The sequence below is a fragment of the Bacillus sp. MMSF_3353 genome, assembly GCF_030733445.1.
Lineage (GTDB): Bacteria > Bacillota > Bacilli > Bacillales > Bacillaceae_G > Bacillus_A > Bacillus_A wiedmannii.
The window spans coordinates 189,589-205,752 of the sequence record NZ_JASHJA010000003.1 but is presented as its reverse complement, the minus strand read 5'-3'; the positions used below and the strand labels follow the sequence as shown (position 1 = coordinate 205,752).

20 protein-coding genes are annotated in these 16,164 nt (G+C 32.5%); 7 read left to right on the top strand and 13 right to left on the bottom strand.

All coding sequences use genetic code 11. The annotated features are described in order from the left end of the window. Positions 1-11: 11 nt before the first annotated feature. On the bottom strand, positions 12-152 hold the full coding sequence (locus tag RBB48_RS09105; protein ID WP_080377776.1) for a hypothetical protein: 141 nt from the start codon (positions 150-152) through the stop codon (positions 12-14). A gap of 222 nt (positions 153-374) precedes the next feature. Here RBB48_RS09105 and RBB48_RS09100 point away from each other — a divergent pair, with 222 nt between their 5' ends. The 3 genes from RBB48_RS09100 to RBB48_RS09090 all read left to right on the top strand — a co-directional run bounded on the left by RBB48_RS09100 (position 375) and on the right by RBB48_RS09090 (position 4,396). Beyond that, positions 375-626 carry a hypothetical protein gene (locus RBB48_RS09100; protein ID WP_000991707.1) on the top strand — a complete coding sequence of 84 codons (252 nt, stop codon included), beginning with the start codon at positions 375-377 and terminating at the stop codon, positions 624-626. Positions 627-831: 205 nt separating this feature from the next. Then, positions 832-3,522 (top strand): ATP-binding protein, encoded by a 2,691-nt coding sequence (locus tag RBB48_RS09095; RefSeq protein ID WP_306007562.1) that lies wholly within the window; start codon positions 832-834, stop codon positions 3,520-3,522. A 16-nt stretch (positions 3,523-3,538) separates the two neighbouring features. Beyond that, positions 3,539-4,396 (top strand): CheR family methyltransferase, encoded by an 858-nt coding sequence (locus RBB48_RS09090; RefSeq protein ID WP_088062275.1) that lies wholly within the window; start codon positions 3,539-3,541, stop codon positions 4,394-4,396. Between the two features lie 38 nt (positions 4,397-4,434). Here RBB48_RS09090 and RBB48_RS09085 read toward each other — a convergent pair whose 3' ends face one another. The 5 genes from RBB48_RS09085 to rsbV form a co-directional block, all read right to left on the bottom strand. Next, on the bottom strand, positions 4,435-5,577 hold the full coding sequence (locus tag RBB48_RS09085) for a fused response regulator/phosphatase (protein ID WP_088062273.1): 1,143 nt from the start codon (positions 5,575-5,577) through the stop codon (positions 4,435-4,437). A gap of 167 nt (positions 5,578-5,744) precedes the next feature. Further along, on the bottom strand, positions 5,745-6,185 hold the full coding sequence (locus tag RBB48_RS09080; protein ID WP_088062271.1) for a ferritin-like domain-containing protein: 441 nt from the start codon (positions 6,183-6,185) through the stop codon (positions 5,745-5,747). Between the two features lie 69 nt (positions 6,186-6,254). Further along, on the bottom strand, positions 6,255-7,031 hold the full coding sequence (sigB, locus tag RBB48_RS09075) for an RNA polymerase sigma factor SigB (protein ID WP_088062268.1): 777 nt from the start codon (positions 7,029-7,031) through the stop codon (positions 6,255-6,257). Then, a complete protein-coding gene (rsbW, locus tag RBB48_RS09070; RefSeq protein ID WP_087957589.1) occupies positions 6,994-7,476 on the bottom strand; it encodes an anti-sigma B factor RsbW in 483 nt (160 codons plus the stop codon). The genes sigB and rsbW overlap by 38 nt, the downstream gene beginning before the upstream one ends. 6 nt (positions 7,477-7,482) lie before the next feature. Beyond that, entirely contained in the window at positions 7,483-7,821 is a 339-nt protein-coding gene (gene rsbV / locus RBB48_RS09065) for an anti sigma b factor antagonist RsbV (protein WP_001999229.1), read from the bottom strand. Positions 7,822-8,017: 196 nt separating this feature from the next. Here rsbV and RBB48_RS09060 point away from each other — a divergent pair, with 196 nt between their 5' ends. Further along, positions 8,018-8,218, top strand: a complete 201-nt coding sequence (locus RBB48_RS09060) for a methyltransferase (protein ID WP_000390989.1) — start codon at positions 8,018-8,020, stop codon at positions 8,216-8,218. A 182-nt stretch (positions 8,219-8,400) separates the two neighbouring features. Here the strand turns inward: RBB48_RS09060 and RBB48_RS09055 are convergent, their stop codons facing one another. The 3 genes from RBB48_RS09055 to RBB48_RS09045 form a co-directional block, all read right to left on the bottom strand. Continuing rightward, positions 8,401-8,652: a GlsB/YeaQ/YmgE family stress response membrane protein gene (locus RBB48_RS09055; RefSeq protein ID WP_000522902.1), complete on the bottom strand. Its 252-nt coding sequence runs from the start codon at positions 8,650-8,652 to the stop codon at positions 8,401-8,403. A gap of 75 nt (positions 8,653-8,727) precedes the next feature. Beyond that, positions 8,728-8,928 carry a CsbD family protein gene (locus tag RBB48_RS09050; RefSeq protein ID WP_001293468.1) on the bottom strand — a complete coding sequence of 67 codons (201 nt, stop codon included), beginning with the start codon at positions 8,926-8,928 and terminating at the stop codon, positions 8,728-8,730. 50 nt (positions 8,929-8,978) lie between these two features. Then, positions 8,979-9,368, bottom strand: coding sequence for a YflT domain-containing protein (locus RBB48_RS09045; protein WP_000448812.1), 390 nt, complete (start codon positions 9,366-9,368; stop codon positions 8,979-8,981). 170 nt (positions 9,369-9,538) lie between these two features. Here RBB48_RS09045 and RBB48_RS09040 point away from each other — a divergent pair, with 170 nt between their 5' ends. Next, positions 9,539-10,015 carry a hypothetical protein gene (locus tag RBB48_RS09040; protein WP_098649503.1) on the top strand — a complete coding sequence of 159 codons (477 nt, stop codon included), beginning with the start codon at positions 9,539-9,541 and terminating at the stop codon, positions 10,013-10,015. An 86-nt stretch (positions 10,016-10,101) separates the two neighbouring features. Here the strand turns inward: RBB48_RS09040 and RBB48_RS09035 are convergent, their stop codons facing one another. After that, entirely contained in the window at positions 10,102-10,515 is a 414-nt protein-coding gene (locus RBB48_RS09035; RefSeq protein WP_000120201.1) for a hypothetical protein, read from the bottom strand. A gap of 462 nt (positions 10,516-10,977) precedes the next feature. On the opposite strand from RBB48_RS09035, the gene RBB48_RS09030 reads away from it, so the two are divergent. Beyond that, a complete protein-coding gene (locus RBB48_RS09030) occupies positions 10,978-11,085 on the top strand; it encodes a YjcZ family sporulation protein (RefSeq protein WP_000505670.1) in 108 nt (35 codons plus the stop codon). A gap of 199 nt (positions 11,086-11,284) precedes the next feature. Here the strand turns inward: RBB48_RS09030 and RBB48_RS09025 are convergent, their stop codons facing one another. The 3 genes from RBB48_RS09025 to RBB48_RS09015 all read right to left on the bottom strand — a co-directional run bounded on the left by RBB48_RS09025 (position 11,285) and on the right by RBB48_RS09015 (position 14,918). Then, positions 11,285-12,193, bottom strand: a complete 909-nt coding sequence (locus RBB48_RS09025) for an alpha/beta fold hydrolase (RefSeq protein ID WP_199695131.1) — start codon at positions 12,191-12,193, stop codon at positions 11,285-11,287. A 226-nt stretch (positions 12,194-12,419) separates the two neighbouring features. After that, positions 12,420-13,055: a hypothetical protein gene (locus RBB48_RS09020; RefSeq protein WP_306007560.1), complete on the bottom strand. Its 636-nt coding sequence runs from the start codon at positions 13,053-13,055 to the stop codon at positions 12,420-12,422. A 126-nt stretch (positions 13,056-13,181) separates the two neighbouring features. Beyond that, complete coding sequence (locus RBB48_RS09015) at positions 13,182-14,918, bottom strand: S-layer homology domain-containing protein (RefSeq protein WP_306007559.1); 1,737 nt, start codon at positions 14,916-14,918, stop codon at positions 13,182-13,184. A 993-nt stretch (positions 14,919-15,911) separates the two neighbouring features. Between RBB48_RS09015 and RBB48_RS31640 the strand changes: the two genes are divergently transcribed. Beyond that, complete coding sequence (locus RBB48_RS31640) at positions 15,912-16,127, top strand: hypothetical protein (RefSeq protein ID WP_137014997.1); 216 nt, start codon at positions 15,912-15,914, stop codon at positions 16,125-16,127. Positions 16,128-16,164 lie beyond the last annotated feature (37 nt).

Below are 16,164 nucleotides of genomic sequence, written 5' to 3'. Positions count from 1 at the left end.
ATAATGTATCTTTATCTTTCTTCATTTCTGTATACACTAATCTTCTTATTAACATAACCATTTACGAAAAAAGCGAATAATAAAAGGATCACAAGCGAACTACTTAACAAGTAAATTAAATCAAATGTAATATTAATCATCATTTCATTCATGTATACCAGACTCCTTTTTATTTAAAGTAAAAGTATATTTTTATAGACTAGAACTCTTATAATTCATCTTCAGTCAATCTCTTTCTAGTATATGTATACCCTTCATAACCCTTTCTAAACCTAAAATACTATAATTATATTTTTTCTTATTTATATGTTTAACATTTTTTAAAACGGGTATGTTTATATTGTTATGCTTATTATATGGAAAGGAATATTTCGATGAATGCAATCCAATCTACTACTATTCTTTATAATGAAACACCTACAATAACGCAGATTCATCATTTTTATGCTTTAATGACAACATTTCAAACGAATTTATTTATAAGTAAACACGGAACACTTACTTCTATTAAAAGCTTAAGCACATTAATATCCTTTTTCCTTACTGTAAAAAAGAGAGAGCTTGTATTATTTATCTTTGAAGGAATAGATGCAAAAAAAGCTTTAAGAACACTCTTTCCTTCTTAAAAGTTTTATTATCCCCCTATTCCCTCGATCGTTACTTTTCATATATGTTTTTATATTTCAAAATGATTTCCTCTATTAAAAAAGAACCCCCTAATACAATAGGGGGATTTCTAGTTTGGCCTTATGAAAACTGATATAATATATATTACGTTTTTCATTCTTTACAATTGAAAACTTTGAATAACCTTGAAGGTAGGAATTTTTAATGAAATCGAAAGCAAAATTTAGTATTCGCTTCAAAATTATGGCTGGTTATTTAGTTATCATTTTGTTCTTGCTTATTTCTTTCATTATGTTAAACAATGGGATTTCCAGTTTACAAAAATCTCGTAATTTTATTATTGATCACGATTTTAAAGTTCTTAATTTAACGAATCAAGTGGAGAAAGATTTACTAACAATTGAAAATAAAGCGAAAGGATTTATCACTTCTAATGATGCAAATTACGCTCAATCTCTTAACGCTGCGGAAAAGGATTACGAAAAACATTATCAAGATCTTTTAGCTCTATTAGAGGATAACCCTTCTCAGCAAGAAAAATTAAAACAGATTAATGAAAACATTACTAGTTGGATTAATAAAGAGATTCACCCATTCATTACGAATCACAATAGTAATAACGTACAAGCAATCGACACGACTCAAATTCAATCACTACAATCGCAGCTAACTAACTTCCGTAGTGTAGAGGAACAACTAACGAAAAAAAGAGCTGCACAATTAGATACTCAAAATAATAAATTAGAGATTTGGTTATACGGTTTATTGTTCTTACTTTCTTGTATTTCTATTATCATTTCACTCTATATTTCGAATTCCATTACAAAAACGATTAAAAACGTAATTCAAGCTATTAAATCCATTTCTTCTAAAGAAAAAATTACGGAAAGAATTCATGTAAACACACGGGATGAAATAAAAGATCTTGCTCATACAACGAACCACCTACTAGACGAAATATCTAAAAGAGAGTGGTTACAAACCGAGCTTGCAGAATTAATTTTAATGTATCAAGGTGTACCTTCTATTGAGATATTAGGTAAAAAAATTCTTAGTGGAGTTATACAAAAAACGCAAACCTCTTGCGGTGCATTCTATGTACGTGAAGAAATTGAAGAAACTGTCTACTATGTAAAGAAAGCTTCTTTCGCCGATCAAGGTGCTGATATTGGAAAACAATCCATTAAAATGGGTGAAGGTTTAATTGGACAATGTGCTTTAGAAAAACAAAGCTTTATTCTTCGAGAAATACCAGAAGAATTTCGTTATGTCACTAGCGGCTTATTAGAAATACGCCCTAAAAACCTACTAGTCGTCCCTATCTTATTTGAGGATGAAGTAATCGCAGTAATGGAATTAGTAAGTGTAACTGAGATTTCAGACTTACATCAAGATTTAATTCAACAAACTGTTGATAACCTAGGTTTAACAATCCATAGTATTATGGGACGTATGCGAATTCAAACTCTTTTACATGAATCACAAGCAATGACAGAAGAGTTGCAAGTTCAATCAGAAGAATTGCAAACGCAAGCTGAAGAACTACAAATGCAAGCCGAAGAATTACGAACAACGAATGAACAACTAGAGTCTAGAACGGAAGAGGCAGAGCAAAAGACAGCTGACTTACAAATTACTAAATCAGAATTAGAAGAAAAAGCAAGTGAGTTATTACGTAGCTCAAAATACAAATCAGAATTTCTAGCAAATATGTCTCATGAATTACGCACACCGTTAAATAGTATTTTACTATTATCTGAAATGTTAAAAGAAAATCATGATAATCATTTATCCGACGATGAAATTGAATTAGCAACTGTCATTCATTCATCAGGAAAAGATTTACTTACTTTAATTAATGACATACTTGATTTATCTAAAGTAGAAGCTGGAAAACTAGATGTTATTTTCGAAGCAACAAACATAAGTGACATGGCAGCAAGTATGCATCAAAACTTTTTACATATAGCTGCACAAAAAAATGTCGAATTTACGATTGAAGACAGTGATACGATTCCTGATCTATTTTATACAGATGCAAAACGGATTGAACAAATTATTAAAAACTTATTATCCAATGCATTTAAATTCACGGAAAAAGGATCCGTCTCTTTACATTTCAATTCAATAGAAGCAACTAATTTAAGTCATGAAATGCAGTCTATAAGTAATGATTGGATTACAATTTCAGTAAAAGATACTGGTATTGGTATCGCTAAAGAACAGCAGCAACTCATTTTCGAAGCCTTTCAACAGGCAGATGGAGCAACAATTCGGAAATATGGTGGTACAGGCTTAGGGTTATCTATTTGTAAAGAGTTTGCTAGATTGTTAGGTGGTTGGATTACGTTAGAGAGTAATGTAGGAGAAGGCAGTACTTTCACTGTATATATTCCTAACCTTCCAAATGGATTAACTGATATACAAGTATCCAATTTAGAGGTTGCAGCAACGATAGAAGATGTTACCCCTGCTGAAGTTGTGGAGGAAACTATCGTGACTCCTGAAACAAATAATGTCTTCCAAGAGAAAACCATTTTAATTGTCGATGATGATCACCGAAATATATTTGCATTACAAAATGCATTAAAAAAACAGCATGCCAACATTATTACTGCACAAAATGGCATAGAGTGTTTAGACATACTAAAAAACAATACAAATATTGACCTTATTTTAATGGATATTATGATGCCGAATATGGACGGTTATGAAACGATGGAACATATCCGAATGAACTTAAGGTTACATGAAATACCTATTATCGCATTAACTGCGAAAGCAATGCCAAATGATAAAGAGAAATGTTTATCTGCTGGCGCTTCAGATTATATAAGTAAACCATTAAATTTACATCAACTCTATTCGGTAATGAGTGTATGGTTAATAAACTAAGTGAGGTTTAATTTAAGTGGAAAATAAGTATTATAATTTTGATCCATCCGTCGATATGGATAAGCGCACGAACTTAGAAATTGAATTACTATTAGAAGCGGTATTTAAACTATCTGGCTTCGATTTCCGCCAATATGCTCGTACATCTATTTATAGAAGAATTTGTAATCGAATGCAGATCTCTAATATACCAACCATTTCAAAGTTAATTGAAAAAGTAATTCATGAGGAAGGGTTTTTAGAACAGTTATTAAATGATTTCTCCATTAATGTAACTGAAATGTTCCGTAACCCTAACTTTTTTAAAGCGCTAAGAGAGCATGTCATTCCTGAATTAAAAAAGTATCCTGAAATTAGAATTTGGCATGCTGGATGCGCAACTGGTGAAGAAGTATTATCCATGTCCATCTTACTTCACGAAGAAGGATTAAGTGAAAAAGCTGTTATTTACGCAACAGATATGAATACAAATGTGTTAGAAAAAGCAAAACAAGGCATCCTTCCGTTAAATAAAATGCAAACTTATACGAAAAACTATTTACAAGCTGGCGGTACACAAGCATTTTCTAACTACTATTCAACAGATAATCGTTTTGCTTATTTTAATCCATCTCTTTTACAAAACATTATCTTTGCGCAACATAATTTAGTAACTGATCAATCTTTTAACGAATTTCATATTATACTTTGCCGTAACGTTTTAATTTATTTTACAGGTAAACTTCAAAACCAAGTACAGCAACTATTTTATGAAAGTTTAGGCCACAATGGATTCCTATGTTTAGGAAATAAAGAAACTCTTCGTTTTTCAAATATAATGCCGCATTATATCCAGTTTAATCCGAACGAACAAATCTATCAAAAAATACAATAAAAGCGTATGAAATCCTCTGTTTGGATTTCATACGCTTTTTATTTCGCATTCGTTTGTATCATAATGAGGCACATATCATCTGATTGTGTTTTCTTCTGTTCTTCCTTATAAAACCCTTCTATCTCTTCTTCTAAATCTCCCCATTTTCTTTCTGTAAAAGCACGTAATTTCTCTTCAGACTCAAATTCATCATTTGCAATTGCTTCAAGCACACCATCTGTAAATAATAATATTTGAGCGTTCTCCTCAAAAGGTATAACTGTCTTTTCAACTTTTATTTCATCAAAAAATCCTACCGCACAACCCCCGCGATTTAGTTCCACTACATTCGCTTCATCGACTAAAACGTATCCAGAAGGATGTCCTGCATTTACATATTCAATTGTTCTCTTTTCTGTATCAACTACTAAGTATATCGCTGTAAAATAATATGGAATATTATCATTCTCATTATGTAAAAGAGTCATATATTTATTTAAGTCTTTAATGACAAGTTCTGGATCGATTAAAGATTTAATCGTTTCACGTAATACAGACGAAATAAACATACAAACTAATGAAGCAGATATACCATGTCCCATCACATCTAATAATATAATACCGTAGCGGTTTTTATCGATTTTATACCAATAATACATATCTCCAGCTAGTTTGAATGAAGGTAAATAGCTTGCTTCAATTTTTATATGATCTTCTCTTAATGGGCTACTTAATAAGTTTCTTTGTACTTGTGTAGCTAAATCCAATTCATTACGAAGGTTTTCTTCTTGTTCTTTATGCCAATTTAATTCCGATTTCAAGCGTAATGCTACACGCATACGCGCTAACAATTCAACTTTATTTATCGGTTTCGTAATATAATCCATTGCGCCTATATCAAGCGCTTCAGCTAATTTATTCGCATCTTCTAAAGCTGTTACAAAAATAATAGGAATATCTTTAAACTTCTCCTCTTTTTGTAATCGCCTACAAACTTCAAGTCCGTCAATTTCAGGCATCATAATATCTAATAGTATTAAATCAATTTCATTATACCTGGAAGAATCTTTTCCAAATTGAATGTATTCGAAAAGCTCTTGTGCAGAATTAAGCGATACAAGATCCTGATATCCGGCTTGTTTTAAAATTTTTTCAATTACAAAGATGTTAACCGGATTATCATCGACAATTAAAATGGACACAAGTTATTTCCCCTTTTCTTATATAAAATGTAAATCTATGATCATTTTCTATTTTTCTAGTATTACATACTCAGTTACAAAATGAAAATTTCCTACTCAAACATATTTTTTATACAGCAAAAGAACAAACCCCCTAGAAATGAGAGTTTGTTCTTTCACTCTATAAATTAATTTAACACCATTGCTTTATCACTTAAAAGACGATCTAACTCTTCCATATGATTTGTTTCATCTGCAATCATATCTTCTAACTTTACAACTAACTCTGTCATATTTAATTTCGCGGCCTGTTCTTTTCTCGTTTCATAACGCTTAATTGTTTCATATTCTGACTTCCTAGCTTCTTCTAACATTTCTCTAACATCTTCTACTTGTTTCACTGGTAAAGGGATCGTAGTAGGTGTACCACCTAACGTCTTAATTTTCTCCGCTAAATATAGGGCATGTCCTTGTTCATCACTAATTTCAGATTCAAAGAAAGGTTTTAACACTTGTCTATATATACCAGAAACTGTAGCAGCATTATGGTTATACATAATAATTGCCGAGTATTCTCCTGCTAAATCTTTATTCAATCCTTCGATTAGTTCTTTCACATCGTGTGACATTTTTATATCTCCTCCTATACTTAATAACTACCCCTTTTCTCATGTTTTAAACATAATTCTTTAAAATTTTTATGTATCTAAAAACGCTGCTTGCTTCAATTTACTTATCGCTTGTCTTTTAATACGAGAAACGTGCATTTGTGAAATACCTAACCGTTCCCCTGTATCCTTTTGATTTAAATTCTCTCCAAATATATAATGAATGACACTCTTTTCCGTCTCATTTAATACGTTAAAAATATCCTTTAAAACGAGACGTCTTTCTGTCTCTTCATATCCTTGCTCTACTTCACCTACAGATTCAATTCTCGCTACCGAACTGCCATCAGATGAATTTTCAACTACATCGTCTAAGGAAGATACTCGATAATTATTTTTCGCATCCATAATTTCTAGCACTTCCTCTTCGGATAGTTCTAAATGATCCGCAATCTCTATAATCTTCGGTGAACGTTGCAGTTGATCTGTTAGCTCCTCTATCGCAAGTTTAATCTTCCCGCCTAAATCTTTAATTCGCCTTGGAACATGAATACCCCAAGTTTTATCACGTAAATACTTCTTTATTTCGCCTACTATCGTAGGTATTGCAAACGGCTCAAAAGCATTCCCTATCGAGTAATCATACCTTCTTATTGCGCCTAAGAGCCCTAACATTCCTACTTGTATAATATCCTCATGCATCGGCCCACCTTTTGAATAGCGATATGCAATGGAATGTACGAGATTTTTATAGTGATGAACTAATCTTTCCTGTGCTTCATCACATTGGTTTTGTTGGAAGTCTGCAATTAGTTTAATAACGTCTTCTTTAGCAAGATTTGTAGGTTGAGATTGGATTTCCATCATTCTCCACCTGCTCTCTTTGTATATATTTTGTCATTAAAACTGTCATGCCCTCATCATGCATAATTTGTATATCATCCATTAACGTATTGATTAAATATAAACCTAAACCATTTTCCGGCAAATGTTCTACTGGTTTACTAATATCATACGGACCAACTTTCTCTTTTAAGGTGCTAAAATCAAAGCTAATCCCATTATCAGCAACCATAATTTCTAATCGATCTTCATATAGCCCAAAGACAATTGCAATTTCTCCAACGTCTTCTTTGTATGCATGTTGTACAATATTTGTACATGCTTCACTAATAGCAATTTTCATATCTTCTATATCGTCATAAGCAAAGCCCATTCGATTCGCAACACCAGCCATTGTTAAACGAATAATAGCCACATATTCTGCCTTTGCAGGAATTTTCATTTCTATCTTTTCAAATCTCTCCATCATCCCTAGTCACCTTCTTTCTACTTTTTCAAAATCGGAATTCAAATTTAATATTTCTGTTAGTCCTGTAATATCGAATAATCTTTTTAGTCTTTTAGATACACCAATAAACTCTAGCTTTCCATCATTTTTCTTAATTGCTTTTAATAGAGCTATAAACACACCTAAACCTGTACTATCCATATACTCTACCTCAGTAAAATCTACTACAATATGAACCTCTTTTTCGCTTGCAATAGGCATAATCTTATTTTTCAAATCTGATGCCGTATATGCGTCAATTTCACCATTAAGTTGTACTGTATAACCTACATCATTTTGCAAAATATTTATTGCCAAATTCATCATTTCCGCCCCCTTATCTCAAACTCTTACTATTTAATTACCCATAAAAATTAATTTTAAACATATTTTTTTATTTTCATTATAAATAAATTTTCTACACCTTTCTCGGCTTAACACTTAAATCGTACTAATAAATGTTTAAAACTTATAATTTTGTGTATGTATAATGTATAAACATTATTTTTAGGGGGATCTATCTATGGAAGAGCACAACTTTAAAAAGGGAGATTTTGTTCAATTTTCTTATCGACACGATCATGCTACAAAATTAATTGGTTCCATTATTAACATACTAACGAATACAATTGTAGTGGATATCGGTAATAGCGAAGACTTATCTCATATAGAACCAAGGCAGGTCGTAAAAATAAATAATTGTGAAAAAGTAACGATGGTTTAATACATAATAGAAAGTGTAATTTTAATGAGTGGGGGTTCTTCATCCTCCACTCTTTCCTATGCAGATTACATAAAAAAAGCATCCAAATTAGTTTAATTGGATGCTTTTTTTATGTATTTTTACGAGCTTATTAACCTTATAGTCGCATATAACAAACTTAGGATTACTATTCATTATCATACTTACGCTTTCCGCAGCATTCTAGAAAAGAATGTAACGATTAAAATAAAGACGATTGCACCTAATAAAGCTGGAAGAATAAAGATGCCTCCCCATTCAGGACCCCAATGACCAAATAACGCACTACCTACCCAAGATCCGATTAATCCGGCAATCACGTTACCAACTATACCTAACGGAAAGTCTTTTCCTGTAATCATTCCAGCTAACGCACCAATAAGTCCACCTACAATACACGTAATAATAAGTCCCACAATTAAACCTCCTATATTCGTTTTATATTGGATTCATCAAGCTTTGGTATGTAACCAAAGCTTGATGAACATATATTATTCTTTATTATCCAATTCATCACTTATCTTTTGTTTCACTTTTCCGACTTTTTCTTTTATCGTTCCCTTCGTTTTTTCCCACTTCCCTTCATTTTTCAACTCTCTATCTTCTGTAACTTCACCAATTCCTTCTTTTACTTGTCCTTTTTTCTTTTCAACTTTACCTTTAACTTGTTCTTTTAGTCCGTTCTCACTCATATTTACAATCTCCTTTTCGTAATAGATTTATAGATTTACAGGATACAAATTTAAATAGAATACATGCATCTTCTTTCTTGTAACCATTCACCGACTCTTTCTAAATCCTTAACGAATAACAAGATTTTTCCTTCATCCAGCTTTTCTTCGTAGAAGTTCGCCTCTTCCTCATTAAGCCCTAACTCTTGCATCTTATTTCTTAACTGATCTCCCGTGTTTTGAAAGACGTTAATAATGCTTGTCCCAAGTCCCTCCTCCTTTATCCCAATTGTATTCACGTCTGCATTGTCTGCGATTCTATCTGTCCTCTCTTTCTCATGTGTTAATACGTAAATATCTTTTTGGTCTATCCCTTTCTTCACTAAATCATTCGCCGCATTCATGACCTCTTTCTCCGTAATAAATTCATATACAAAAGGTTTACTATACTTCGTTTCCATCTTTAACTTCCTCCTTTAAAATGAATTATTTGTTATATTATATGTAGTACACCCATTTTCGAAATGTTAAACATAAAATATGAAAAAAGTTATGTGAATTTTTTCTATCCTAAAACTAGTAGAGTAAATCCGCTTACAATAACTACCTAAATTAACAGAAAATTGTTATAATTAAGCGTAAGGAGGGATACTATGAAAAAACAACTTATTTATGTGCTCTAACCGCTCTATCTTTCACTTTAATAGGCTGTGCCAGTACCTCAGCTACAAACAAATCTCCACAAGCTAAACAAGAACAGAAACAAAATGCCTTTCAATTAAACTCCGCAAATATTACAGATATCGAAATACTTAGCACAAAAAATAACAACGTTTCAAAATCTCAAACCGACAACGAAGAAATGATACAATCTATCGTTTCAGCAGTTCAAAAAGGCACGCCTAAAACAATTACACTAGATCAAAAAAAGCGAAAATCTGCACATTCTACTATAACCGTTACATATAAAGATGACGCAAAAGAAGAGTTTCTTGTGTGGATTGATAATAAGGAGCAAATTACGATTGCTAAAGATGAGAAGAAAGATAAGGTTGAAGGTGTGACAGTGAATATTAAAGATGTGAAAATGATGAAGGATTTCTTTTAAAATTTTAATATAATTGATGTTAAAAAAGAGTAGGATGTAATCCTACTCTTTTTTAATCTTGTCCAATAAATAAACTTGTATAAAATCTATTTAAGATCTAATTTTGCTAAATCATGTTGTAAAACATTATTTCCTTCTTGTGGGTTAAATACTATTGCACTAAGACCAAAAACATTCGTAACAACATCTCTATCTTTCGAACGAATGATTCTTACTTCATAAGCAAAAACTCCTGGAGGAAGAGCTGCTGAACGAAAAGTAACATATCGATTAGGTGCCAATGTTTGTGTTGAAGGGTCTACTAATGGTAACAATACCGGAGAACCCGATGACCAATCAAACATTTCAACAGTTACTGTATGAGTATCATCTGGATCAACATTCATAGCTTCCACAGTAAGAAACAACGTAGCGGAATGTCTACGTAATACACCCGTTGACAAAGTTTCATTGTGATGTTTATGACATTTTCCAGGAGGATGACCATAGCCATAACTCATATCAATTCCCCCCTTTCATTTACAATTAAGGACAAGTATTCCTTATAATATATAATGCTAGTATTATTTTAATGAAAGGTATAAAAGCGGATTTCTATCTGTATTTTTGGATATTTTATTTTTTATTTATTCCTTCTTAAAGAATAATATAGATTCTCCTATTTTGCCCTTGAACTCTTTCTAAGAATAAAGTGAAACTTTAATCAGTGGGGGTTTTCTTCATCCCCCACTGATTATTAGTTGAACCAATCGGACTTTAATGGGCAGCCCGACCCCCACCTAACTTCTTTGCTTTCGCTGAATTTTGAGGTGGGGGGCTTACTGCCCATTAAAGCGGGATAAATAAATCTATTTTGGAAAGGACCTGCTCCATTCATTTGTAAAAGCATAAAGTAAATTGAATCCGTTAAAACACATGAGTGAACTCTTGGTTTTCCTCTCCTATTAAAAGGAGGAACTATTATGGGCTTTGGTGGTAGTTGTGGCGGCTGTGGCTTCGCCGGAGGATTTGCTTTATTAGTTGTATTGTTTATTTTATTAATCATCGTTGGAGCTGCTTGCTTCTGCTAAAAAACTATCGAAAAGACACTCATGTGAGTGTCTTTTCTTCATATGTAAAAAAAGCCCACCTATTTCCGTAGGCGGGCCTTATCTTTATTACACAATATCAAAGTATACTCTCTTTTCCCTTGATTTTTTATGTAATTATACATATTCATGAAAATAGAAGAAGTAAAATTGTCATTACAACATATTTCCCACTTTCAACTTATTTATCAGTAGAATGTTTTTCTACAAAATCAAGGATTCTGGCATTAACTTCGTTAGAGAACTCACCATTAATTGCGTGAGATGCATTTTTCCAGTTCACTATATCTATATCTTTAACGTATTTTTTTCCAGTTTCGACTGCTTTTACCGAATTGTGCATTGTACTTTTTTCAGCCATTAAGGCAAGCACTGGAACATTGATATTTTTTAAGTCTTCTTTACTAAATAAATCAGGCGCTGGTGTTTTCAATTTATAGTTACGCATGCCCGACTCGATTAACTTAGCGATTGGCTCATCATCATTTGTTTCTGCTCCTCCAGAAACATAGCTTAACATCTTTTCTCTTAAAAACTTAGGTACAATAGGAACGGAAGCTGGAATAGATGCCAGAATCATCTTTATGGATATTTGTGCAAATACAAAGACTGGGTCCAATAAACTAGCCGTAGCAATATGCTTAGGGTTATATCTGGCCAAATTCATTGCTGTCCAACCTCCAATAGAGACACCCACGATATGCACTTTTTTTAAACCTAATCCTTCAATTACTTCATTTAACCATTCTGCTTGTTGTTTTTGGTTTTCAATCACCTTCGTTTGCACGCTCATTCCAGGTTCACCAAGTAAATCGATTGTGTAAACAGGCCTTTTCTCCCTTAACCCTTCTAAATTCGGTACCCACATTGGAGTAGATGCACCACGTCCAGGGAGTAAGAGTATTGGTTCCTTATGTTTATTTTCCTCTTTAGTAAAGTAATACGTACGAATTGTGCCAAATGTAGTTTCTATATCTTTCATATCGTTAGGTGTTGGAAGAAGTGCCATTGATTCATCGTAGGCAATTTGAAAGTCTTCTTTTCCTTTTTCAGATATAAAGTGACCAACCTTATTATCCTCTCTCTTCATTTGAATCCCTCCTTTCTACAAATATATGGATAAACTTTATTTATATATTCATGGGAATCATCCATTGAAAATTTATCTTCTTTAAGCCAAAACTGTCATTTAGAAAAAAGAAAAAGACACCCTAAGGTGCCTTTCTCTGACTTGAACCATCTTAATTTTAATAATATGTATTGGACTCCCATCCCATAACAAAAACGCTACCTTTTTAAAAGATAGCGTTTTTATATTATCCTTGCTTATTCTTCGCTTTCATTTGCTCTTCATAAACAAACTTTGCGGTCATAAAATCGTTAGGAAAATCTCCCAATGCCTTCTTCATCACATTTAATTCTTCTTGTGATTTGATCTCTACTCCGTTTAAGAAATCAAATGCTTTTGATTGTTCATCCGCAACAAAGTTTTGCGTCATATAGTCATCTTGGAAGTCTTGCTTCGCTTTTTCTTTCACTTTGTTCATTGCATCTGTTTTATTTATACTTTTCACAGGGTTTGCGAATGCGCCTGTAGGCTGTTCTGGTTTCAGCTCTTCTTTCGTTTCCGGCTGTGGAGCTCGGGCTGGTTGTTGCTTAGGTTGTTCTTGTTGAACTGGCTGTTGTACTACTTCTTGCTCTTTTTTCGCTAATTCATCTTTTAACTTCTTAACTTGCGCATCAAGAGATTTTTTTTCAGTTTCTAATACACTCATATCACTTTTTAACTTTTGCATTTCCTCATAATGTTCATCTACTAATTTATTGTATTCTTTCTCAGTGTACATTTTTTCACTAGTTGATGTCGTTTTTCCCTTCGCAATAACTACATTAATAATTACAAGTAACACTATGATTCCTATTAACGCAGCTAAAATCTTCTTTTTGTTCATTATTAATCCTCCAAAATGTAAAATTACCAAAGTCATCATAACAGATGTAGCTACGTTCCTTTGTCATATTTTGTCGAACTAAAATAATAAAAAAGCATCTGAAACAGATGCTTTTTCTCATTCTCACTACATAAACGTAATCGTCACTAAAGAATATCCTTCTTTCGCATTATACGGCTCCGCTTTATAAGAAACACGGTTTGCCCCTTGCGGATAACCGATTTCTCCAATTACTTTTTTCACATCTTGCAACGCACCATCCATTGATTGTTTATAAAGGATTTCAATCTTTGGTGACTTTTCGTTATAACGTTGCTGCATTTTATTTTTGAATTCATTATAGTTGTTTGCAATGTATTCATTTCCTAAATAATTTAACTTTGTATCTTTTAAAATTTGCTGATATGCAGGGTTTTTCGTACTACCTGCCGCAATTTTATTTGTTAATGTACTATAATAATTTGTTGTAGCTTGCGGATAGTCACTTCTGTTCCACTCATGATTTCTTGCGATTTGCTCATCTGATAAGTTGAAATAAGAATATGTTACGCGGCCTTGTTCATCTGGTATTGGATCATCGAATGTTGTATCAAGGTGATACCATTTGTTTTCGATTTTCACTAAATTCCAAGCATGAGGCTGACCGTCCCCAGTTCCTACTACAAAATGATTCTCAATACCTGCTTCTTTTAATAATTGATAGGTTAATAGTGCGTAACCTTGGCAAACTGCAGAACGATTTACGAGTGCTTCATATGCGGTGTAAGCTTTATAAGACGTATCGTAAGAAATATGCTTTACGACATAATCATGAATCGCCTTCACTTTTTCGTGATCATCCATTCCAACTTGCGTAATAGAAGAAACAATTGCCTTTGCTTGCTTCATTACATATTCCGTTTGTTCTTTCGTTTCACGATATGTAATCTTTAACGTAAACGTATAATTTCCAGGTGATCCAGAAATTCCATATGAAACATTCGATCTATTATAATTTGTATACTCATTTTTACCTGCGACTTCTTTATAGGCGTTGAAAAGTGTCTTCATTACTTCTTCCTGATTACCATTTTTCGTTTTATATGGAAGTGTAATATTCGTTTCGTACGCATTAATACGCTTTTGTACTTCATCTTTAAATGCTGCTAATAATGCCGCATCCCCTGTATCTTGCACCGCAACTTCAGGCTTTTTATATTTCAAAGTATTATATAAAAACTGTGCATACTGTTCACGTGTTACCGTTTTAGATGGCTCAAATTTCCCTTCGCCTGTACCAGAAGCAATCCCGTTTGATTGCACCGCACTAATGGCATTTTCACCCCAAAAACCACTTGGAATATCGTTAAACGTATGCTTTTGTTTCGCAGAAAGATGGAAAGCGTTTGTAAGAATTTGTGCCATTTCTGCGCGGCTAACAGAATCTTTCGGTCTAAATCCACCGTTTGCATCACCTTTAAAAACCCCTAATTTCGTTAACGTTAAAACCTCTTCTGGGAACAATGTTGAACCTGAGCGAATATCTCGATACGGATTATTTAAAGTAGATCCATCTTTTAATACGTAACGAGCACCTTCATTACTGAACGTACCACCTTGCTTATTTGGTACTAACACACGATAAATTAAAGCTGCAACTTGTTCTCTCGTCGCAACATCACCGAAACCAAACTTTCCATTTCCATAACCGGAAATAATATTTTTACCCGCTAAATCTTTAATCGCCGGATACGACCAATGTGATGTAGGCACATCAGAAAAAATACCTGCTTCAGCAGCCTTCACATCACTGCCGTTTGTATACAATAAAGCACTACCAATAAGTGATAATGATGTAATTGATTTTAATAGTTTTGTGTACATAATTCCTTCTCCCAATACGTTCTCTATTTTATATTTTGTCGAAAAATCTAAAAATATGACAAAATACATTATACAATTAAAAGGTTTTGAGGGATATATTGAATTTTAAAATATGCAAAAATTCATATTAATATATTTTTCCGTGTTAATATTATGTTGTTTTATTTATGAATATGTATAGGTAGTAACTCGTTATAACTCCCCTCATGGTAATCTCTAATTTTATATTGAAATTCTTTAAAATAATTCTTCTTTATTTCTCAATATAAGGAGTCTTGGATTTCCATTAACACTCCTGTAATATTATTAACAAAGAGTAAGGTAAGAGTTACTCTTTGCCATTTTAGAAGAGGTTCTGTTGGAGACAACAGAACCTTTTTTCATATAGAGGTAGTTTTATTAAATTTTTCACCACTAACTATAAAAAAACATCTTATAATCATAATGTAACAAATTGATGCATTTAGGGTAGATCAACTGCCAGTTACACTAGAACTTATTCTTTTCATTCTTATAGTAATCAGTGCTGTTGGCTATTTAATAAAAGACTACCGACTATCATAATCTAATTTATAAAACATGAATTCCTTCGAATAAAACTCAATATTATGTCCATAATGTTGATAGGCTGTATGCCAACATTCATTTAGTTTTCTCTGTATCTCCTTGTATTGAGCAGTTAGCCATTGCTAGCTGCTCTTTTATATATAACCTTATTAGACAAGTTTTCATATAATATAGTCATTCCTTTCTTATAAAGTGAAACTTTAATCAGCCCTCACCAATCGGGCTGCCCGCAAATAGTGGGATAAATTAAACTCGTCACTTGAATTATAAAAAAGTGCTTTACTTTACTGAAAGGTGGTTGCGGAAACAACCGACTTTTTATTTATGGCAAAATGAGATTTCTATTAAGATTCATTACAAAGTATGTTATTACTGGTACAATATGGTATAATAAATACAGATCAAACATTGAAAGGAAATATGACAATGAAAAGATATTTTAACTTCATTTCACTTTTCTTAACTGTACTCGTAATAATTAATCTTACAAATATACATACAAAGTACCAATTCTTTATAGGTGCATCTATAGCATTATGTTTAACTATTATTTCTACAAATGAAATTATAAAATTCCTTGCTACTAGTAGCTTATTAGTTTACGCATTTGCCGCTTTTACTCTTTTAAGTATTGCTTGCTAACTTTCAATGTCGCTTTTATTAAAATAGCGTTTTTATG